The following is an 18,772-nucleotide window of genomic DNA, read 5'->3' as shown; positions in this document are numbered from 1 at the left end:
GCACGAAACCACAACCAAAATAAAACAAGCGTTTGTTTGGTAAAGCCAACAGTATCGCGGTGAGGAAGGATAGGTAAACGATGTCGATCGTTATTGATTTCAAGGAGCGCGTAGTGCTCGTGACAGGCGGCGCCCGCGGCGTGGGCGCGGGGATTGTCCAGGCGTTCCTTGACGCCGGCGCAGTGGTGGAGATCTGCGGGCGCAGTTTTCCCGAAAAGGAGCACCCCGCCGGAAGCGACTCCGTGCATTTCAGCGTTGTGGACGTGCGCAAAGCCGAACAGGTCCAAGCCTGGGTGGCGGATATCGAGCAGCGCCGGGGCCGTATTGACGTAGTGGTGAACAACGCCGGAGGTTCGCCGTTCGGCCGCTTTGAAGAAGGCTCGGCCCGCTACCACCAGGCAATCACGGAATTGAACTTCTTGTCGGCCGCCCATGTGGCCAACGCTGTGCAGCCGATCATGCTGCGACAGCCGGACAAGGGCTCGATCGTGAACATCACCTCCATCAGCGCCCGCCGGCCCAGCCCCGGGACGGCGGTTTACGGTGCGGCCAAGGCAGCCTTGGAGAGCCTCACGGCCAGCCTCGCCGTTGAATGGGCGCCACATATTCGGGTGAATGCCGTGAGCTGTGGATTGGTTGCGACAGAGGGCGCCGTGGACCACTACGGCGATGAGGAAAGCTACGCCAATGTTGCGGCAACCATCCCGCGCGGCCAATTGGCCACCCCGAGTGATATCGGGGCAGCCTGCGTCATGCTCGCCTCGGATCTGTCAGCACATATCACCGGCGCAGTGCTTGACGTCGATGGCGGCGGCGAATGGCCGGCGTTCCTGGCCCACACTCCCAACGCCGAAGTTTTGAAACCACTTGAACTAGCAGTAGAAGGAGCACACTGATGGCTGAGGCAGTAATCGTTTCCACGGCTCGTTCGCCGATCGGACGAGCATTCAAGGGGTCCTTGCGTGAAATGCGCGGCGACGACCTGGCGGCACAGATGGTGCAGGCGGCACTTGCCGCGGTACCTGAACTTGATGCCAGCACCATTGACGACTTGATGATGGGCTGCGCCCAGCCCGCCGGCGAGCAGGGCTACAACATTGCTCGCATGGTGGCCATGCAGCTCGGGCTCGATTCGGTGCCGGGAACTACCGTGCACCGCTATTGCTCATCGTCCCTGCAGACCACCCGCATGGCGTTCCACGCCATCAAGGCCGGCGAGGGAGACGCCTTCATTTCCGCGGGCGTGGAAACCGTTTCTCGCTTCGGCGCGGGCAAGTCCGACGGCATGCCGGACACCAAAAACCCGGCATTCACGGCAGCGATGGAACGCACCGCAGCGCTGGCCGCCGATCCCACCTTGAGCTGGAACGATCCCCGGCTCAAGGGGGAACTGTCGGATATCTACATCGCCATGGGGGATACCGCCGAGAACGTTGCACAGTTGCGCAACGTTTCACGTGCGGCACAGGACGAGTGGGCGGTGCACAGCCACCACAAAGCGGAGGCCGCGGCGGCCCGCGGGTTCTGGGCCAAGGACATCACCCCGGTCACGCTTGCCGATGGAAGCGTTGTATCAACCGATGACGGGCCACGTGCCGGAGTGCAGTTGGAGAAGCTGGCGGGAATGCAGCCGGTGTTCCGCGAACACGGAACCGTGACCGCAGCCAACTGCTGCCCGTTGAACGACGGCGCGGCGGCACTGGTGATCATGAGCGACACCAAGGCCAACGAACTGGGGCTCAAGCCCTTGGCCCGCATCGTTTCCACCGGAGTGGCGGCGATGACACCGGAGCTGATGGGCCTGGGCCCCGTGGAGGCGGTGCGTCGCGCGCTTTCCAACGCAAGGATGTCGATCAAGGACATGGACATCATGGAACTCAACGAGGCCTTTGCGGCCCAGGTGTTGCCCTCGATCGACGAAATCGGGATCGATCCGGAGAAGGTCAACGTGAATGGCGGCGCGATCGCACTGGGCCACCCGTTTGGCATGACCGGCGCACGCATGACCACCACCGCAATCAATGCCCTGCGGGAACGCGACGAACAGTTCGCAGTTGAAACCATGTGCGTGGCCGGCGGCCAAGGCATGGCATTGGTGCTGGAGCGCTTGAACTAGCGGCTGCGGGCCGAGGCGAAAGCCCTCAGTCACAAGGATAAGCGCGTGTCATGGGAGTCCCATGGCACGCGCTTTTTGCTCAAGACGGTGTTGTGCTAAATGGCAGGACATGGCTCTGGCCGTATGGACAGCGCACGCAAAAGGCTCGGGTCGGAAAGCTGCACTGCAGCTTTCCGACCCGAGCCATATGCGTTTTTTCTAGCCGACCGGCTGTGGTATCGGCACTTCGCGGTTGCGGGCCGCGCGTGGATCGATGACCTCACGGATGAGGCGCAGTTCCTCGTCGCTTGGGATGCGGGTCTCCGGCGCCTTTGAGGCCTCCAGGGGGAAGCCGGTGTTGTCGGTGACTTCCTGCGGGTCTACGCCCGGGTGTACCGAAAGGACCTTGATTCGGCCGCTTTCGTCGTAACCCAGCACCGCAAGGTTGGTGATGATGACACCCAGGTGGTGGTGTTTGAGACCTGCTGCCTTGGCCCGGTCGTTGCCCACGCCGGAAACCATGTCCACCGACTCAACAAACAAGCGTGCGCCGTGTCGGGCTATCCAGTAGTCCACGCGGTGGTTGGCGGTGTTTCCGGGTGCCCCGCGCACTCCGATGAGCTGGCGCTTGGGCTTCTTCCAGTCGCCGATCAACGAGATGTTCTGGTTTCCGTACTGGTCGATCTGGCTGGCGCCCATGATGCTCTGGCGGCGGCCCGTGGCAACGATGTCAAAGATGCGGCTAAAAGGCGCCCAGCCTTCGATGGTTCCACCGTGCGCCGCGGACTTGCCCAGTGCCGGCGGTTCGCTCATCATGAAGGCCTCTCCGTCGCTGAGGATGATGTCCGGCGAGTGGGTGAGCTTGGCCAGGCGTGCGCCAATGGTTGGGACAATGCCCACGGCATGGGCCAGCAACTCACCGGACTCGCGGTAGATGTCCGAGCATGCTGCAACGCAGATCTCGGCAATGGTGACGTCGTTAGACAAGGGATTTCTCCTGTTCTGCGTGGAAACGTTCAACTGCTGCTTGGAAGGCTGCTTCATCGCCCGTGAGGAACTGCGCGGTGAAAGCCTCCCAGGCCGCCGGGTCCTTGGCCGAGGCCGCATAGTGCTTCTGGAAGAGCTCGTCGCGACCGTAATCGGGCTCGCAGGTGGTGAAATGCGCGCCCTTTGGGGTCTCGATGACCCCGGTGACGTACATGCGGCTGAGCATCAGGGTGTGGAAGGATCCTTCGTCGAGCAGGTTCTCGGTGGGAACGATCTTTTCGGTGCTGACAAAGGTCCGGGTTGCGGCCATCGCGTACAGGTCGTCGAAGTACGGGTCCGGTCCCAGGAACTGGATGTTCCCGGCTGTGTCGGAACGGTTGGCGTGGATCAAGGCAACATCCATGGTGATGGCCGGGACCGCCACGTATTCATCGTCCGAGTACGGGGACTTGATGGTCTTGAGATGCGGATTTGCGGCAAGCACATCCGACCCGATTCCTGCCAGGGTGGGAAGGAAGGAAAGCCGGTTTGCTGCGGCACGCAGCCCGGTGACAAACATACCCTCGTCGTATTCCTGCAGCTCAAGCTCGCCGCGTTCGCGGGCTGCCGTGAACAGCGGATCCAGCGGGATGCTGTCCAGTGTGACGAAGCCGTAAATCAGCTTGCGTACCTTGCCCGCAGCCACCAGCAGCCCCACATCCGGGCCACCAAGCGATACCACGGTGAGGTCCTTGACGTCGCTGCGCAGCAATTCGCGAACGATTGCCATGGGCTTGCGCCGTGATCCCCAGCCACCGATGCCGATGGTCATTCCGGACTCAATCGACGCAACCGCATCACTGAGTTCTATTCGTTTGTCAGGCATGTGGTGTCCCTCATTTCTTGGAAAAATAATAAACCTAGCGCTCGCTTGGTTGTAAGGCTAGCATGTTCGGAAGGGGACTGTCGGGGTCATACCAGCCATCAGGATTGCCCTCAGGCAAACCGCTTTCACTAGGACGTTTCGGGGGTTGCCGGTTCCGGAAAACAATTTGGCCGAAGTCCTGCCCGGCACATTCAAGAACCAAAGCACTGGAGAAAACATGGAAAACGACCCGATTATCGACCTGAAAGACAAGGTCGTGGTGCTCACCGGTGCCGCCGGAGGGCAAGGAGTATCGCACGCCCGAATGCTGCACGGGTTGGGCGCCAAGCTGGTGCTTACCGATCTTGAGGAAGCCGCGATGGCAGCGGTGGCCGAATCTTTGGGAAGCGACGTCATTGCCCTGGGCCATGACGTCAGTTCGCTAACGGACTGGCATGCGACAGTGGAAACTGCGGTGGCGCATTTTGGAGGCATCGATGTATTGATCAACAACGCGGGGATCGCCCCGGTGGGAGAGCTCGCGGAAACCAGCGAAGCACAGCTACGCAAAACCCTGGATATCAATCTCGTGGGGCCGATGCTTGGCATGCAGGCGGTATTGCCGGCCATGCGCGAGAACGGCGGCTCAATCATCAATATCGCCTCGACCGCGGCCTTGGTGGGTTACCCGGGGCGGGCACCCTATGTTGCCTCGAAATGGGGTTTGCGCGGGGTAGGGAAATCCGTGGCGCGGGAATACGCGCAATTTGGAATCCGGGTCAACACCATCTGCCCGGGCGCTGTCGACACCGTCATGAGCGATCCCGATACCCGAGCGGGCGTCGGCATGATCACCCAAAATCCGATTCCGCGGGCGGGCCAACCACGTGAAATCTCCACCATGGTCGCGTTCCTGGCCAGTGAGGCAAGTAGCTATTGCACCGGCCAGGACTTCGTGGTCGACGGGGGCTCGACGGCTTAGCTTGTCATTTCGGTGCGGTGTTGCTCCTTGTCCAAGCCAGGAGCAACACCGCACCGGGAGGCTTGTGGCTCCTAGACCGCGCCAATTCCCAGCAGGGCAGCCAGGCGTTGCCGATGCGAGCGGGCCTGCCCAAAGAGCTGCGCCGTTGCGTGGGCCCGTTTGAACAGCAGCTGAGCATCATGTTCCCAGGTGATGGCAATGCCCCCATGCAGTTGCACGCATTCCGAGGCGATGTGTTCCAGGGCATCCGAACACCACGCCGCGGCCATGGCCGCCCGTTCGGGCAGATCCGGGGCGTCGGTACCGGCGGACCAGGCAGCCGTCCAGGCCGCGGTGCGCGCGGTTTCCACCTGCACCAGCATGTCCGCCATGCGGTGCTTGAGCGCCTGGAAAGAACCAATCTGCCGGCCAAACTGGACCCGCTGCGTGGAATATTCAACCGTCATGTCCAGCCCGCGCCGCGCGGTCCCGGCCTGCAGGCAAGCGCGCGCAACCAAGGCGATGTCCCGGATCTTTTCCAGTGCCTTGCCGGCATCCAGCAAGAGCGGCCGTGCCTCGACATGTGAAAAATCCAGCGTCGCAAAGCTCAGCGTGGTGTCCATGGCAGGAGTCTGCACCCGGGCAACATTCTGGGCATCAAGCACTTCAAAGAGCCCGATGCCGGCCGGGGTGGAAGCAACAGCCAGGATGATGTCCGCGGATTGCCCGTCAAGCACCAGGCTTGCGGTTCCGTTAAGCACCCATTGGCCATGGTGCGTGGCGGTGATGTCGCTGCGCGTGGTTTCCCACTGTCCCTGCGCAGTTGCCCAGGCCAGCGTTGCGATGCTGCTTCCCTCGGCGATTTCCGGCAGTATCCGTTCGCAGGCGTCTGCATCCGCGGCTTCCAGCAACGCTGCGGTTGCCAGCACGCCGGAGGCCAGCAGGGGACTGGGGGCCAGATGGTAGCCGAGCACTTCCAAGGCCAGCCCGGTTTCAATCCAGTTGCAGCCCGCACCGCCATATTCCTCCGGGATCGCCAGCGAGGCGACCCCGACCTCCTGGGCGAGTATGCGCCACAGATCTTTGTCATAACCGAGCTCCGACTCTGCTCCCTGGCGCACGGCGGCGGAATCCGCGTGGCGTTCCAACACTGCATGAAGGGTCTTGGCCAGCTCGTTTTGCTCGTCGGTCAGTGAGAAGTCCATGCCGCTCTCACGCAACCGGCGCCAGCTGGGAGACGGGGGACAGGATGAAGGACGCCACGCGGTTGCGGTGATACCTGGCGGTGCCCCATGCGCCCAGCAGGGCATGCACTCGGGTGATCCACAGGCTCAGGTCGTGTTCCTGGGTATAACCGATGGCCCCGTGAACCTGCAGTGCCACACGAGCGGCGAGCAGCGCCGCATCGCCCGCGGCAACCTTCGCGGCAGAGACGCTGCGCGGACCCGCCGGGCTGCCCAGGTCCAAGGCTGCGCCGTTGATCAAGGGGCGCGCGAAGGTCAGTGCCACCCGAACGTCGGCCAGTTGATGCTTGAGCGCTTGGTACTCGCCGATGGCACGGCCAAATTGGCGACGGATTTTCGCGTATTCGACGGCCTCATGGAGCAAGCGTTCCCCGGCGCCCAACAGGACCGCTGCGCAGCCAAGCGTGGCCCGGTCGATGGCGGTTGCCACCAGCTGTTCATCGAGTGTCGTTGCGCTTTCCGTTGCCTGCAATTCGCTCAGTGTGCGGGTCTCGTCGATGGAACCTATTGGTTCACCGGCCTTGGCCAAGGAGATGGAATCCGGGTTCACAATGAAGCTGTGGGTGCTGGAGGCCGAATCGAGCGCATAGGTGAGAAGTCCGGGGATGGCGGCGGTGGCGATGACCGAGCCGTCTATCAGTCCCTCGCGAATGGCGGGGTTCACCAAGTCCGGGAGCAGTGCCGCGGATTCCAGGTACGGTCCGGGGACCGCGTGATACCCCAATTGTTCAAAGGCCACCACGAGGTCGACCGGTGTGCCGCCCATGCCGCCGTCGGCCTCGTCGATGCACAGTCCGAGCATTCCCAGCTCGGCGAGATGTGCCCAAAGTTCCTGGCCCGGGGCCCGATCGCCGGCTGCCCAGGCGCGGGCAACACCGGTTCCGCCGGCCCCCTCAATAATCTGTTCGAGGGCCTCTGCCAGGGCTCGTTGTTCGTCGCTGATCACGAATTTCATGACGTTTTCCTTCCGTCGCCGCCGCGGGGCAGGCCAAGTAGACGTTCTGCGATGATGTTGCGTTGGATTTCGTTGGTTCCCGCATAGATGGGACCGCCCAGCGAGAAGACGTAGTCCTCGATCCAGCGGCCATTGGAGACTGCCGAGGGACCGCGAAGCTCGGCCTCGGGGCCCAGCAGCGCCAGGGCGGTGCCATGCAGTGCAATGTCCAGTTCGGACCAGAACACCTTGTTGACGCTGCCTTCGGCACCCACGTCGCCGCCGTCCTGCAGGGTGCTGACGGTGCCCCAGGTGTAGAGGCGGTAGGCCTCGGACTTGATCCATGCATCCACGACCGCGTCCTGGGCCAATGGTTCCTGTTCCTGGTGGGTGTGCCAGAGATCGATCAGTCGATCGGTGGCGGCGCAGAAGCGTCCGGGGGAGCGCAGCGACAGTCCGCGTTCGTTGCCGGCGGTGCTCATGGCAACCCGCCAGCCGTCGCCCGGCTCGCCAAGCACATCCTCATCGGCAACGAACACGTCGTCAAGGAAAATTTCGGCAAAACCGGTGGTGCCATCCAGCTGTGCAATCGGGCGGATGGTGATGCCCTCGGCGTCCAGCGGGAACAGGAAATAGGTCAAACCGCGGTGGCGCTGGGCCGCGGGGTCCGAGCGGAACAGCCCAAAGCCGCGATCCGCCCAGGGGGCACGGGAGCTCCAGGTTTTTTGGCCGTTGAGAATCCAGCCGCCGCGTTCCTCGTCGCGCCGCGCGGTGCTGCGGATGGAGGCCAGGTCGCTGCCGGATTCCGGCTCCGACCAGGCCTGCGCCCAGATCAGTGAGCCATCGGTCATGGGGCGCAGGAAACGTTCGCGCTGGGCGTCGGTGCCATGCCCGAAAAGGATTGGTGCAAGCAGTGAAATACCGTTTTGTGCGGCGCGGGTCGGTGCGCCGGCGCGGTAGTACTCTTCCTCGAAGAGCACCCATTCGATGAGGCCGGCTCCGCGGCCACCGAATTCTTCGGGCCAGGAGACCACGGACCAGCCGCCGCGGGCAAGCTCGGCCTCCCACGCACGGTGGGCGGCAAAGCCTTCGGCGGTGTCCATTGAGGGCAACGGCGTTGCGGGAACATGCTCGGCGAGCCAGGCGCGTGCCTCGGCAGCAAATGCGAGCTGTTCCTCGCTCAGGTCAAGGTTCATTGTGTCGGTGTTCATGATTGTGCGGCCGCCTCACGCATGCTCTTGGCTCCCATTCCGGCCAGCGAATCCTTGCCGACCTCTGCGTTGTGTGCATGGGCCGCATGATGCAACCCAAAAACCGAGTCCATGCCGGCACGCATGCCCTGCAGGTCCTCGACCTGGTTTACTGCTTTTTTGGCCAGGGCGAGTCCCAGGCGTGGCATGGCGCCAATGCGCTCGGCCATGTCGAGGACTGTCTTCTCAAGCTCGGCGACCGGAACCACGTGGTTCACCATGCCCAGATCGTGGGCCCGCCGAGCGCTGAAACGGTCCCCGGTGAAGAGGAATTCCTTGGCGGCGCGCGGGTTCATGACCCACGGATGGGCGAAGTACTCCACCCCCGGAATTCCCATGCGAACCACCGGATCGGAGAAGAACGCATCCTCGCTGGCGACGATGAAGTCACAAGACCAGGCCAGCATCAGTCCGCCGGCAATGCACGCGCCCTGGACCATGGCAATCATGGGCTTGGGGAGTTCGCGCCAGCGTCGGCACATCCCCAGATAGACCTCGGACTCCCGGGCAAAGCGCGAGTCGACGCCCTCGGCTCCCACATGGTCCCACCACATGACCGCCTTGCGTTCGAAGCTCTGGTCGGCATCCCGCTCCGGGGTGCCGATGTCGTGTCCGGCGCTGAAGTGCTTGCCGTTCCCGGCCAGCACGATGACCTTCACCGCGTCGTCGTTGACTGCCCTGGTGAATGCGGCGTCCAGCGCATAGGTCATTTTCGAGTTCTGCGCGTTGCGGTAATCGGGCCGGTTTAGCCTCACGATTGCCGTGGATCCGCGCACCTCGTAGGTGATGACGTCTTGAATGTTGCTCTCACTCATCGTTTCGCTCCCTTCCTGCCTCACTTGGTCAACTGGAAAACTTGCCTGGGACTAGACTAACCAAACAAGTGCTTGGTTTGCTAGCATAAGCGAAGTTTGAACATGTGACCAATGGATATCGAGAGTGAGGTGTAGCCGTGGATTTGAACTATTCGGTTCAAGACAACGAGTTTCGGCAAGAGATCCGCCAATGGCTCGAATCAAATCTTGTCAGCCGATTTGCCCGTCTGCGCGGGCTGGGCGGTTCGGGCCGAGAACATGAGGCCTTTGCGGAACGCCTGGAATGGAACCGTCATCTGGCTGCACACGGCTGGAGCTGTGTCAGCTGGCCCAAGGAACACGGTGGACGAGGGCTGAGCCTGCAACAGCAGGTCATTTTCCACGAGGAATATGCCCGGGCCAACGCGCCGGCGCGTGTAAACCACCTCGGCGAGGAATTGCTGGGGCCCACGCTGATCGCCTTTGGGACGCCGGAACAACAAGCCCGCTTTTTGCCGCGCATCATTGCCGTTGAGGAGCTCTGGTGCCAGGGATATTCGGAACCCGGTGCGGGCTCCGACCTGGCCTCGGTCTCCACCAAGGCCAGGCTGGAAGACGGCAAATGGGTCATTGACGGGCAGAAGGTGTGGACCTCGCTGGCGCACACCGCCAATTGGTGCTTTGTTATTGCCCGCACCGAAGCCGGGTCACAAAAGCACCGGGGGCTGTCCTACCTGCTGGTTCCGATGGATCAGGACGGCGTGGAAATCCGGCCGATCCTCCAGTTGACCGGAACCTCGGAATTCAGCGAAGTGTTCTTTGACGGTGCCACAACCGATCAGGACCTTGTGGTCGGTGAACCGGGTGCCGGCTGGTCGGTGGCCATGGGAACCCTCGGATTTGAACGCGGAGTCTCCACGCTGGCCCAACAGATCGCGTTCCAGGGCGAGCTGCAGGTCATTATCGATCTGGCCCGCAGCAACGGAGCCATTAACGACCCGCTGATCCAAGACAGGATTGTCCAAGCCCACATGGGCCTGGACATGCTGCGCATGCACGGGCTGCGCACGCTGAGCGGCGAGCAGGGCATCGAAGCCTCGATCACCAAGTTGTTGTGGGCGCCGTGGCATCGTTCACTGGGCGAATTGGCCATGGCTGTTGCCGGTTCCGGTGGCCTGACGGTCGCCGAAGCCCCGTACCGACTCGATGAGCTTCAGTCGCTCTATCTCTTTAGCCGAGCCGACACCCTCTACGGCGGCTCGGACGAAATCCAACGAAACGTGATTGCCGAGCGTGTGCTCGGCTTGCCCAAGGAGGCACGAGTATGACCGTGACACGCATTGCACAACCAGCTCCCGACTACGTCAAGGCCCATGGCCTGCTCGCCGGCCGCCGCGTGGTGATCACCGCCGCCGCGGGTGCCGGAATCGGCGCCGCCGCCGCGCGCCGCTGCCTCGAAGAAGGCGCCGCACTGGTGGTTTTGGGTGACACCCACGCTGGACGTCTCGAGGCCTCTGCCACCGAGCTGGGTGCGGAATTCGGTGCCGAGCGGGTGCGTTTCGCAGTATGCGATGTCACCGACGAAGCCCAGGTCCAGGCGCTCTTGGACGTCGCGGAGGAAGCCGGCGGGGTTGATGTCATGATCAACAATGCCGGGCTGGGCGGCACCGCCTCCATCCTGGAGATGGAAGACGAGCAGTGGGACAAGGTCCTGAACGTCACGCTGACCGGGACCTTCCGCTCGGTGCGTGCTGCAAGCCAGCGCATGGTCAAGAACAACACCAAGGGCGTGATCATCAACAACGCTTCGGTCATTGGTTGGCGTGCCCAGGAAGGCCAGGCCCACTACGCCGCGGCCAAGGCCGGCGTCATGGCTCTGACCCGTTCCGCGGCCATGGACGTTGCACCGCATGGCATCCGCATCAACGCGGTCGCTCCGTCCTTGGCCATGCACCCGTTCCTGGCCAAGGTCACCTCCGAGGAGCTGCTTGAGCAGCTGACCTCCCGTGAGGCCTTTGGCCGGGCGGCCGAACCCTGGGAAATCGCCAATGTCATGGTGTTTTTGGCCAGTGACTATTCCTCATACATGACCGGTGAAGTTGTCCCGGTGAGCAGCCAACAGGCATAAAGGAGCAAGAACAATGAGTGAAGCCTACATTATTGATGCTGTACGTACCCCGGTTGGACGCCGCGGCGGCTCCCTGGCGCAGATCCACTCCGCCGACCTTGGCGCACACGTGATTTCCGCGCTCATGGAACGCACCGGAGTCGATCCTGGTGCGGTTGACGACGTGATCTTCGGGTGCACCGACACCCTCGGGTCGCAGGCGGGCGACATTGCCCGTACCGCGTGGCTGGTCGCCGGCCTGCCGGACCATGTTCCGGGGGTGACCATCGACCGCCAGTGCGGTTCCAGCCAGCAGTCGGTGCACTTCGCGGCGCAGGGCGTCATGTCCGGAACAGCGGATCTGATCATTGCCGGGGGCGTGCAGAACATGTCCGCAATCCCGATTTCCGCCGCCATGATCGCCGGTTCCGATTTCGGATTCACCACCCCGTTTGCCGAGTCCCCGGGCTGGGTGGCCAGGTATGGGGACCAGGAAGTCTCCCAGTTCCGCGCCGCGGAAATGATCGCGGAAAAATGGGACGTTGCCCGCGAGACCATGGAACAGTTTGCACTCGAAAGCCACCAGCGTGCCGCAACTGCTGCAGACGAGGGCCGTTTTGATGCAGAAATCGTTCCGCTCAATGGACTGGAGCAGGATGAAACCATCCGCCGGGGGACCACCCTGGAGAAGATGGCGTCGCTGGATCCGCTCTCGGAGGGCGGCCGGTTGACCGCTGCGGTGGCCGCGCAGATTTGCGACGGTGCCAGCGCCATGCTGATCGCCTCGCAAAAAGCCGTCGACGAGCACGGGCTGAAGCCGCGCGCCCGCATCCACCACATCTCGGTGCGTGCCGATGATCCGGTCTGGATGCTCACCGGTCCAATCCGCGCGACCAAGTACGCGCTGGAACGAGCCGGCATGGGTGTTGATGAGATCGACCTTTTTGAATGCAACGAGGCGTTTGCCCCGGTGGTGCTGGCCTGGATGCAGGAGCTTGGCATTGACCGCAGCAAGGTCAACGTCAACGGTGGAGGCATCGCGCTGGGCCACCCGATTGGTGCCACCGGCACCCGTTTAATGACCACGCTGCTGAACGAACTCGAGCGCACCGGTGGGCGTTACGGCCTGCAGGTGATGTGTGAAGGCGGCGGTCAGGCCAATGTCACCATCATCGAACGGCTCTAAAAAGACTCATGGCTGACCGGGATCTGCTGGATCCACATTTGCGAATCTGTAGGTCCCGGTTTTTGGCGTCCAGCGAAAAATGTCAAGCTGTGCGGAGTCATTAGCCCCGACGTTGTTCCGTTAGGAGATGTCGCTAAACTACTGGCGCTACTTCCCGGGGTGGCGGCATCGGGATGAGCGGCTGCGTTGTTTGTCGATGGGGTCGAGGTCCGGGTGTTGGGCATGGCGGGGTCAAGATGGTGGGCCGGGCAGCGGGAGCCTCGGAGCACACCGCCTTGCGGGGAATCCACGATCTGGATACAGGTGAAACGCCGCTGGGCAGTACGCGTCTGCCCGGTGGGGGACGCGAGCGGATATCCGAGATGGATACCGGGCTGCTGCAGTAGTTGCTCGCGTTGGACGGACCGGACGAACGTGGGGCACGCGATGCCGTCTTCGCGGCGGACACCGTCGTCGGGCTGTTGCACCGGGCGGGTTTCAGCCTGCAGTCCAACGCCAAGACCCGGGAGGGCGATCAGGGCCCGGACCGCGACGCGCAGTTTCGATACTTCAACGACTAGGCCAAAACCCACCGCTAGCACTGGGGGCATGGGCACTTCGCGGTATCGGAATCGATGCCGCGGCGGCGACACAGCCGCTACTGCCATGACCCAAAAATGCGGGTTTGCTTCAATGCCATTCGGTTAGGGCGCGGGGTCGGTCCTCAAGATCGTCGTGGAGAGCGGTGCGGGATAGGTCCGGCGGCCGACATCCCGGGTCTTGGCGCGGTATTTGGAGACCGCCCGTTTGACCACTCTGACACCGGTGCGGATCCGACGCTTGGGCATCACCTCGGCCAGGACCGCGGACCCGATGCGTCCGACCAAGTCGATCAAGGCTTCAGCGGGAATCCCGCGGGCCTGGATCACCTCGTCGCGCGCGGTGTTCAGGGCGATGCTGAAGGACAAACGGTCGGGGTCGATGTCGGGGTGTTCCAGTGTCATATCGGTCATCGCGGTGCGCAGGATATGGCAGCAGGTCAGCAGCGGCCAGCTTTCCGGGATGACCGCCCCGGCGGGGTGCCGCCCCGCAGCACCCCGCCGCCCAGGATGCGTGATTTCAGCTCGCAGTATGCCGTTTCGATCTCCCATCGCCCGTGGTAACGGCTGACTATCTTCTGGGTGGGTGCTTGGCGGAGGTCAAGGATCGTGGTGACCAGCCGGTACTCGGTGGTGCTGGTCTTGGCCTCGGTGCTGGTAGTCAGTGCGGCATCGATGACCCGGACGCGTTGGCCCGCGGCGAAAGGTAGGAACCATCGGCCAGCTCGGCAAGGACCGGCAGTTTCATGGCCTTTTCGTCGGTCTTGGCGCGGAAGAGGGAATCCGCGCCCGTGGCGGCCACCTCGCGGAAGAAGTCATAGGTGGCGAAGCTGCGGTCCCAGAGCGCCGCATCGACCATCTCGGCCGGGACGACGCGGGTCAGTTCGCCCAGATGCCCGGGATCGAATACCCCCGCGGAAGGATTCATGGCAACAATCTAACATTGTGGCTCCCGTGGGGGTGGATCAGTCTTGGTGGACCGAACTACCCAAACAGGAGCCACACCCAATTCCCCTTCAAGTCACGCCGATTCGACGGTTCTTGACCCCATGCCCCGGCCGCTAACCCAATGGCATTGGGTTAGCTCTCCGTGCGGATGCCGTCACCTGGTGATCGTTTGTTTCCTGCGCCGCGCTCACGCCTGCGCGACGACCGAAGAAACTGCCGTCACCTAGGCTCGTTCCGCTGGCGTAGCCCCCGGCGCATACTCCCGAAGTGCAACGACCCGCGGCAAATAGTCCTGGAATGGGATTGCCGGAGACATGTAGCACTCGGGAGTCGACATCCGTCCTCAACCCTCCGAGGGTGAAGCCTCCGGTGCGACCTCGCAAGTCAATTGCGGCGATGGGAGTTCCCAACGGTTTGACCCACCGCGGATTCTTGCCTAGCAGTGGGTCAGAGCCCTCGGCAGCGTGTCGGTTGTACAACTCGACAGTGGATTGCAGGCTGCCGGCTGGAAGCCCAATTTCAACTTCCAGATCTCCGGTCGTCTCGCCAACCCATGTCGGTTGCAGCAGTAACTCCGGGGTCGCAGATTCACTCGCAAAACCTTCGTCGAACGCTGCCTCGTCGATGATCAGGAAAGCCTGGTTGTCTTGGTGGAACAAAGTGGCCTGTCCAATTCGTCCGGGGTACGTGTCCTCGGTGATGTAGCGCTGACCGCGGGCGTTGACCAGGATTCCACGCACCAATAATTGCGGATCGCAGAAGAAGGCGACCTCGGTTGCATCCATGTGAGCAGTCTCCGCGCCTAGCGCCTGACCCATCTGGATGGCTCTGCCGTCGTGCGCCTCAATGGATGCGGCGGGGTGCCCGAAGATTCGGGGAGCATTCTGTCGGACCATGTCCTCGTTGTAGGCGAAGCTACCCATCGCTAGAACCACGCCCCTTCGTGCCTTGGCGTAGACGTCCTTGCCGTACCGCCTGGACGCGACACCCACGACTCGGCCAGCGTCATCAACGACTAGGCTCTGAACACGAAGGTCGTATTCTGCGTGGACACCTAACTTTTCGGCAGTCTCGACGAGAGGCTTCATGAGCATATAGCCACCGCCTTGCTCGCCGGTTCTCTTTGTTGACATCTGCGGCACATGCCCGCGCGGCGCAGGGGGAATCAGAGAGCAAAAAGGCGCCGCATTCTCGCCGCCGGAATACATCAGTCCGTCGTCGTACGGCGGTTCCCAGCCCGGCTGCCCCCAGTAGGACTCTTTGAAGGAGACGCCGGCGTCGAGAAGCCAGTTGTAGTGGTCCACGCTTTCGTCGCAATAGACGTCAATCTTGTCCTCGTCAGTTCCCGGACCGAGAGCCGCTTTCATAAAAGCTTTCATGTTTTCCGGGGTGTCGTGGAAGCCCAAAGCTTTCTGCAAGGGTGTGCCGCCACCGAGATAGATGAACCCGCCCGCCATCGAGGCGGCCCCGCCCCATCCTGCAGATCGTTCAAGGACCAGCACCTCGGCCCCTGATCGCGCAGCTTCAATTGCCGCGCTCACCCCGGCGATTCCGTAGCCGGCCACGACAACGTCGGCTTCGAAATCCCAGTCATTGACATCTTTAGCTGAAATTTGGGTAATTTTGGCATCGGACATGGAAGAACAGCCTCTCGTAAACGAACCACAAATGTCTCGCAGGCTAGCAGTGCACCTCGGGCGTTGTCGGGCCAGGTCTCGTTCAGTGGATGGAAGGTCTGTGAAGTGACCGGATCAAAAATCGACAAGTCACATATGTGTGTAATCTCGCAGCGTCGTGGACGCCAGGTATCATCACTTCGTGGGCAGGTTGTCGCACTGCTTCGGGACGTCCCATACCTGCTATCAAAAGCCGCCTCACATACAGCCAGCAAGTGCGCGTGCTGGCAACTCATGGTTGTGCGCATCGGAAGAACATGCAATCGCCTTGAACGACTTTGATAGGTCCTTGCCGACGTCAGGGCTTGCAGGAATGGGACGCAATGAAAATTCCCTGTGCAGGCGGACTGGTAATGCTCCGGGCAGTATTCGCTCTTTGCACATTTGGTTCCTTCCCATTTCGCAGCATCGTTCACCAGCGCGGGCGGCGAGGGCCATTCTGGTTGGTCACTGATGAATCTCATGCAAGATTAAGCGACCGCTCCTTTGCGGTTTTGAGCTCCGCCTGCCACCGCTGAAAGCCGCGCAACCGCCTCATCAATGATCCGGTCCACCAGTTGCTCGCAGCTTGGCAAATCGTCAATGACACCAACGACCTGGCCGGCGGCCAACATGCCGGCCTGGGTGTCGCCGTCCACCAGTCCCGCCTTGAGCAGCATGGGGGTGTTGGCGGCAAGCATCATCTGACCCCAGCTACGTCCGCTGCTGCGCTTCATGGAGAACCCGTCACGAACTAGCGCAGCCCAGGACTGCCCGGAGAGCTCCTTGAACTGGGTGGTGCGTCGCAGGGTGGCCAACAGGCGGCCGATCGATGACCCGGATTCCAACCCATCAATGAACTCTGTGCGTAGCAAGCGGTGCGGCATGCCATCTGCCTTGGCCGTGACGACGGTTCCATCGAGCCCGAATTCCAGGTAGCGGCGCTTGATGTGTTCGGGCACCGCGCTGTCGCTGGTCAGCAGGAAGCGGGTGCCCATGCCGATGCCGGCGGCACCGTAAGAGAGCGCCGCGGCCAGGCCGCGTCCGTCGAAGAAACCGCCGGCGGCTATGACCGGGATATCCACGGCATCCAACACGGTGGGCAGCAACAAGGTGGTGGGGGTGGCGCCGGTGTGCCCGCCGCCCTCGCCGCCCTGGATCATGACCGCGTCGGCTCCCCACGAAGCCACCTTTTCCGCGTGCCGGGGCAACCCGACCGAGGGGATGACCACTGCGTCGTTTTCCTTGAGCTTGTCGATCAGCTCGCGTTTGGGGGCCAGCGCAAAGGATGCCACCTTGACGCGGTGTTTGACCAGCAGCTTCACCCGATCCATGGCATCGGCGGCATCTGCACGCAGGTTCACCCCGAAGGGCTTGTCGGTGCGGCTCTTGGTCTCGATGATTGCCTTTTCGAGTTCCGCGTAGGTCATGGTGGCCGAAGCGAGGATACCCAGCCCGCCGGCCTCGGCCGTGGCGGTGACCAGCTTCGGCCCGGCCACCCAGCCCATCCCGGTCTGCACGATGGGATGGTCAACGCCGGTCAGCTCGGTCAGTGCGGTGCGAATGCGGTTGGTGGTGCTCAAGATCGAACCTCTTGTTCTCTGCGTTGGAGCGGGTCCAGGACCTCGCGAATCAGTTGTAGTTCCTGCCGATTGGGCAGGCGGGTGGTTTGCACGTCGGCCGGGATGTCGAGTGCGAATCCGGTGGACTCAATGACTTCTTCGACCGTGACCCCGGGGTGGATGGATAGCAGGGACATGGTGTGTCCCGGTCCGTTGAAGTCAAAGACCCCAAGGTTGCTGACCACCCGGTGCACTTGGTGGAAGCGGGCGGCGCCCTTTCCTGCCTTTTCGGCGCGCGTGCGCCCGACGCCCGTCACAAAATCCACCTGTTGGACCATGGAGCGCCGACTGTGCTTGGGGATCCAGTAGCTTGTTCTGTGGTTGATGGTGTTGGTGGCCGCGGCACGCGAGCCCAAAAGCTGCCGGTGCGGCTTGGCGTGCTCGCCGATGGCAGAGAAGTTGTGGTTTCCCTCGCGGTCGATCTGCGCACCACCCATCACCACATGGCGTTTACCGGCGGCAATCAGTTCAAAGAGCTCCCGATAAGGCAGATAACCGCCCCGAACCCCTTGGTGTTCCAGCGTCGGCACGCCCGCGTAGATCGTGGATTCACCGTCGCTGAGCATGAGATCCGGAGCGTGCGTGAGGGCTGCCAGCCGTGCACCGATGGTGGGGATGGTCCCGGCAGGGCTGGCCAATATGTCGCGTTGCCCGCGGAATAGATTGCTGCAGGCGGTGACCGCGATCTCCGCGCGTGTCACGTGGTCCGTCGTTGGTTCAGTCATTGCCGGCCTCCGCGCCCCAGACATGCTCATTGTCGATATGCCGGGTCCGAAATTCTTCCCACAGCGCCGGACTGCCGGCGGAGTGCGCGTAGGCGCGTTGCCATTCTTCGTTGCGTGGGTAATCGGGAAGGCAGGTGGTGAAATGCGCCCCGCCGGGTGCCTCAAAAACATGGTCCACCATGGTGCGGTTGAGCAGGAGTGTGGAGGGGTGGTGGCCCTGGGTCAGTTCGCGGGTGCTGACAACCGATTCGGCACTGAGGATGGTGCGCTTGGCGGCGCGGGCAAAGAGATCGTCAACATAGGGATCCGGACCCAGGCATTGTCCGTTGCCTAGGTGGTCGGCACGGTTTAGATGGATCAGGGCCAGATCCAATTCCACGGCCGGCATGGCCACAAGGGTTTCGCCGTCATCATAGGGGGAATCGATGGTGCGAATCTGCGGATTGGCGGTCAGTATGTCCGAGCCGAGCCCGGTGCGCGTGACCTCAAAGGGAAGCCGTCGTCCCGCCGCGCGCAGTCCGGAAACCAGCATTGACTCATCAAGCTCGGTGGTTTGGATTTTGCCGGTTTGCCGGGCAGCGGCGAAGTGTGGTTCCACGGCAATCGAATCAAGTGTGACAAAACCGTGAACCACCTCTTTGACCTGGCCGGTGGCACAGAGCATGCCCACATCCGGTCCGCCGAAGCTGACAATGCGCAGATCGCGGGCCCCGGAACGGATGAGTGCCGCGACCAGGGCCATGGGTTTGCGTCGGGCGCCCCAGCCGCCAATGCCGATGGTCATTCCGTCACCAAAGAGATCGGCCAGGGTGCTCGAATCAATGACTTTGCTGGTCATGGTG

At 62.5% G+C, this 18,772-nt stretch carries 19 protein-coding genes; 7 read left to right on the top strand and 12 right to left on the bottom strand.

The window, feature by feature from the left end; translation table 11 throughout:
• Window positions 1-80: 80 nt before the first annotated feature.
• Both DQ353_RS17285 and DQ353_RS17280 read left to right on the top strand, forming a co-directional pair.
• Window positions 81-896: an SDR family oxidoreductase gene (locus tag DQ353_RS17285; protein ID WP_113764429.1), complete on the top strand. Its 816-nt coding sequence runs from the start codon at window positions 81-83 to the stop codon at window positions 894-896.
• Window positions 896-2,116 carry an acetyl-CoA C-acetyltransferase gene (locus DQ353_RS17280; RefSeq protein WP_113764428.1) on the top strand — a complete coding sequence of 407 codons (1,221 nt, stop codon included), beginning with the start codon at window positions 896-898 and terminating at the stop codon, window positions 2,114-2,116. Before DQ353_RS17285 ends, DQ353_RS17280 begins: the two co-directional genes overlap by 1 nt.
• A gap of 198 nt (window positions 2,117-2,314) precedes the next feature.
• On the opposite strand, the gene DQ353_RS17275 is transcribed toward DQ353_RS17280, so the two are convergent.
• Window positions 2,315-3,082 carry a CoA-transferase subunit beta gene (locus tag DQ353_RS17275; protein WP_113764427.1) on the bottom strand — a complete coding sequence of 256 codons (768 nt, stop codon included), beginning with the start codon at window positions 3,080-3,082 and terminating at the stop codon, window positions 2,315-2,317.
• A complete protein-coding gene (locus DQ353_RS17270; protein WP_113764426.1) occupies window positions 3,075-3,947 on the bottom strand; it encodes a CoA transferase subunit A in 873 nt (290 codons plus the stop codon). The genes DQ353_RS17275 and DQ353_RS17270 overlap by 8 nt, the downstream gene beginning before the upstream one ends.
• 217 nt (window positions 3,948-4,164) lie before the next feature.
• Between DQ353_RS17270 and DQ353_RS17265 the strand changes: the two genes are divergently transcribed.
• Entirely contained in the window at window positions 4,165-4,908 is a 744-nt protein-coding gene (locus DQ353_RS17265; RefSeq protein ID WP_113764450.1) for an SDR family NAD(P)-dependent oxidoreductase, read from the top strand.
• Between the two features lie 71 nt (window positions 4,909-4,979).
• On the opposite strand, the gene DQ353_RS17260 is transcribed toward DQ353_RS17265, so the two are convergent.
• Genes DQ353_RS17260 through DQ353_RS17245 form a run of 4 tightly spaced genes read right to left on the bottom strand, consistent with a single transcriptional unit; the run spans window position 4,980 to window position 9,130 of the window.
• The gene (locus DQ353_RS17260) at window positions 4,980-6,092 is read right to left on the bottom strand and encodes an acyl-CoA dehydrogenase family protein (protein ID WP_113764425.1); all 1,113 of its coding nucleotides are present in this window, start codon (window positions 6,090-6,092) and stop codon (window positions 4,980-4,982) included.
• A gap of 7 nt (window positions 6,093-6,099) precedes the next feature.
• Window positions 6,100-7,086 (bottom strand): acyl-CoA dehydrogenase family protein, encoded by a 987-nt coding sequence (locus tag DQ353_RS17255; RefSeq protein WP_113764424.1) that lies wholly within the window; start codon window positions 7,084-7,086, stop codon window positions 6,100-6,102.
• Entirely contained in the window at window positions 7,083-8,276 is a 1,194-nt protein-coding gene (locus tag DQ353_RS17250) for an acyl-CoA dehydrogenase family protein (RefSeq protein WP_220094048.1), read from the bottom strand. Before DQ353_RS17250 ends, DQ353_RS17255 begins: the two co-directional genes overlap by 4 nt.
• Window positions 8,273-9,130: an enoyl-CoA hydratase gene (locus DQ353_RS17245; protein WP_113764423.1), complete on the bottom strand. Its 858-nt coding sequence runs from the start codon at window positions 9,128-9,130 to the stop codon at window positions 8,273-8,275. The genes DQ353_RS17250 and DQ353_RS17245 overlap by 4 nt, the downstream gene beginning before the upstream one ends.
• Before the next feature lie 137 nt (window positions 9,131-9,267).
• Here DQ353_RS17245 and DQ353_RS17240 point away from each other — a divergent pair, with 137 nt between their 5' ends.
• From DQ353_RS17240 to DQ353_RS17225, 4 genes are all read left to right on the top strand, one after another.
• A complete protein-coding gene (locus DQ353_RS17240; RefSeq protein ID WP_113764422.1) occupies window positions 9,268-10,437 on the top strand; it encodes an acyl-CoA dehydrogenase family protein in 1,170 nt (389 codons plus the stop codon).
• A complete protein-coding gene (locus DQ353_RS17235) occupies window positions 10,434-11,237 on the top strand; it encodes an SDR family oxidoreductase (RefSeq protein ID WP_113764421.1) in 804 nt (267 codons plus the stop codon). Before DQ353_RS17240 ends, DQ353_RS17235 begins: the two co-directional genes overlap by 4 nt.
• Before the next feature lie 13 nt (window positions 11,238-11,250).
• The gene (locus tag DQ353_RS17230; RefSeq protein WP_113764420.1) at window positions 11,251-12,402 is read left to right on the top strand and encodes an acetyl-CoA C-acetyltransferase; all 1,152 of its coding nucleotides are present in this window, start codon (window positions 11,251-11,253) and stop codon (window positions 12,400-12,402) included.
• A 395-nt stretch (window positions 12,403-12,797) separates the two neighbouring features.
• A complete protein-coding gene (locus tag DQ353_RS17225; protein WP_181578470.1) occupies window positions 12,798-12,962 on the top strand; it encodes an ISAzo13-like element transposase-related protein in 165 nt (54 codons plus the stop codon).
• A 123-nt stretch (window positions 12,963-13,085) separates the two neighbouring features.
• Here the strand turns inward: DQ353_RS17225 and DQ353_RS17220 are convergent, their stop codons facing one another.
• The 6 genes from DQ353_RS17220 to DQ353_RS17195 form a co-directional block, all read right to left on the bottom strand.
• Window positions 13,086-13,394, bottom strand: coding sequence for a hypothetical protein (locus tag DQ353_RS17220; RefSeq protein WP_146755314.1), 309 nt, complete (start codon window positions 13,392-13,394; stop codon window positions 13,086-13,088).
• Between the two features lie 247 nt (window positions 13,395-13,641).
• Window positions 13,642-13,908 (bottom strand): hypothetical protein, encoded by a 267-nt coding sequence (locus tag DQ353_RS17215; RefSeq protein ID WP_113764417.1) that lies wholly within the window; start codon window positions 13,906-13,908, stop codon window positions 13,642-13,644.
• 133 nt (window positions 13,909-14,041) lie between these two features.
• Complete coding sequence (locus DQ353_RS17210; RefSeq protein ID WP_113764416.1) at window positions 14,042-15,565, bottom strand: FAD-dependent oxidoreductase; 1,524 nt, start codon at window positions 15,563-15,565, stop codon at window positions 14,042-14,044.
• Window positions 15,566-16,074: 509 nt separating this feature from the next.
• Complete coding sequence (locus DQ353_RS17205) at window positions 16,075-17,166, bottom strand: NAD(P)H-dependent flavin oxidoreductase (RefSeq protein WP_113764415.1); 1,092 nt, start codon at window positions 17,164-17,166, stop codon at window positions 16,075-16,077.
• Complete coding sequence (locus tag DQ353_RS17200; RefSeq protein ID WP_113764414.1) at window positions 17,163-17,930, bottom strand: CoA-transferase subunit beta; 768 nt, start codon at window positions 17,928-17,930, stop codon at window positions 17,163-17,165. Before DQ353_RS17200 ends, DQ353_RS17205 begins: the two co-directional genes overlap by 4 nt.
• Window positions 17,923-18,768, bottom strand: coding sequence for a CoA transferase subunit A (locus DQ353_RS17195; RefSeq protein WP_113764413.1), 846 nt, complete (start codon window positions 18,766-18,768; stop codon window positions 17,923-17,925). Before DQ353_RS17195 ends, DQ353_RS17200 begins: the two co-directional genes overlap by 8 nt.
• Window positions 18,769-18,772: the final 4 nt, after the last annotated feature.

The sequence above is a fragment of the Arthrobacter sp. AQ5-05 genome (genome assembly GCF_003287975.1).
Classification (GTDB): domain Bacteria; phylum Actinomycetota; class Actinomycetes; order Actinomycetales; family Micrococcaceae; genus Paeniglutamicibacter.
Note: the sequence above shows the minus strand (reverse complement) of the source record. Positions and strands in the feature narration are given on the sequence as shown.

Bases quoted from the DNA above. Each gene is read 5' to 3' on its own strand.
- DQ353_RS17255 (WP_113764424.1), bottom strand. From the start codon at position 7,086: ATGAAATTCGTGATCAGCGACGAACAACGAGCCCTGGCAGAGGCCCTC.
- DQ353_RS17265 (WP_113764450.1), top strand. From the start codon at position 4,165: ATGGAAAACGACCCGATTATCGACCTGAAAGACAAGGTCGTGGTGCTC.
- DQ353_RS17285 (WP_113764429.1), top strand. From the start codon at position 81: ATGTCGATCGTTATTGATTTCAAGGAGCGCGTAGTGCTCGTGACAGGC.
- DQ353_RS17200 (WP_113764414.1), bottom strand. From the start codon at position 17,930: ATGACTGAACCAACGACGGACCACGTGACACGCGCGGAGATCGCGGTC.
- DQ353_RS17245 (WP_113764423.1), bottom strand. From the start codon at position 9,130: ATGAGTGAGAGCAACATTCAAGACGTCATCACCTACGAGGTGCGCGGA.
- DQ353_RS17235 (WP_113764421.1), top strand. From the start codon at position 10,434: ATGACCGTGACACGCATTGCACAACCAGCTCCCGACTACGTCAAGGCC.
- DQ353_RS17270 (WP_113764426.1), bottom strand. From the start codon at position 3,947: ATGCCTGACAAACGAATAGAACTCAGTGATGCGGTTGCGTCGATTGAG.
- DQ353_RS17250 (WP_220094048.1), bottom strand. From the start codon at position 8,276: ATGAACACCGACACAATGAACCTTGACCTGAGCGAGGAACAGCTCGCA.
- DQ353_RS17280 (WP_113764428.1), top strand. From the start codon at position 896: ATGGCTGAGGCAGTAATCGTTTCCACGGCTCGTTCGCCGATCGGACGA.
- DQ353_RS17260 (WP_113764425.1), bottom strand. From the start codon at position 6,092: ATGGACTTCTCACTGACCGACGAGCAAAACGAGCTGGCCAAGACCCTT.
- DQ353_RS17230 (WP_113764420.1), top strand. From the start codon at position 11,251: ATGAGTGAAGCCTACATTATTGATGCTGTACGTACCCCGGTTGGACGC.
- DQ353_RS17195 (WP_113764413.1), bottom strand. From the start codon at position 18,768: ATGACCAGCAAAGTCATTGATTCGAGCACCCTGGCCGATCTCTTTGGT.
- DQ353_RS17210 (WP_113764416.1), bottom strand. From the start codon at position 15,565: ATGTCCGATGCCAAAATTACCCAAATTTCAGCTAAAGATGTCAATGAC.
- DQ353_RS17215 (WP_113764417.1), bottom strand. From the start codon at position 13,908: ATGAATCCTTCCGCGGGGGTATTCGATCCCGGGCATCTGGGCGAACTG.
- DQ353_RS17220 (WP_146755314.1), bottom strand. From the start codon at position 13,394: ATGACCGATATGACACTGGAACACCCCGACATCGACCCCGACCGTTTG.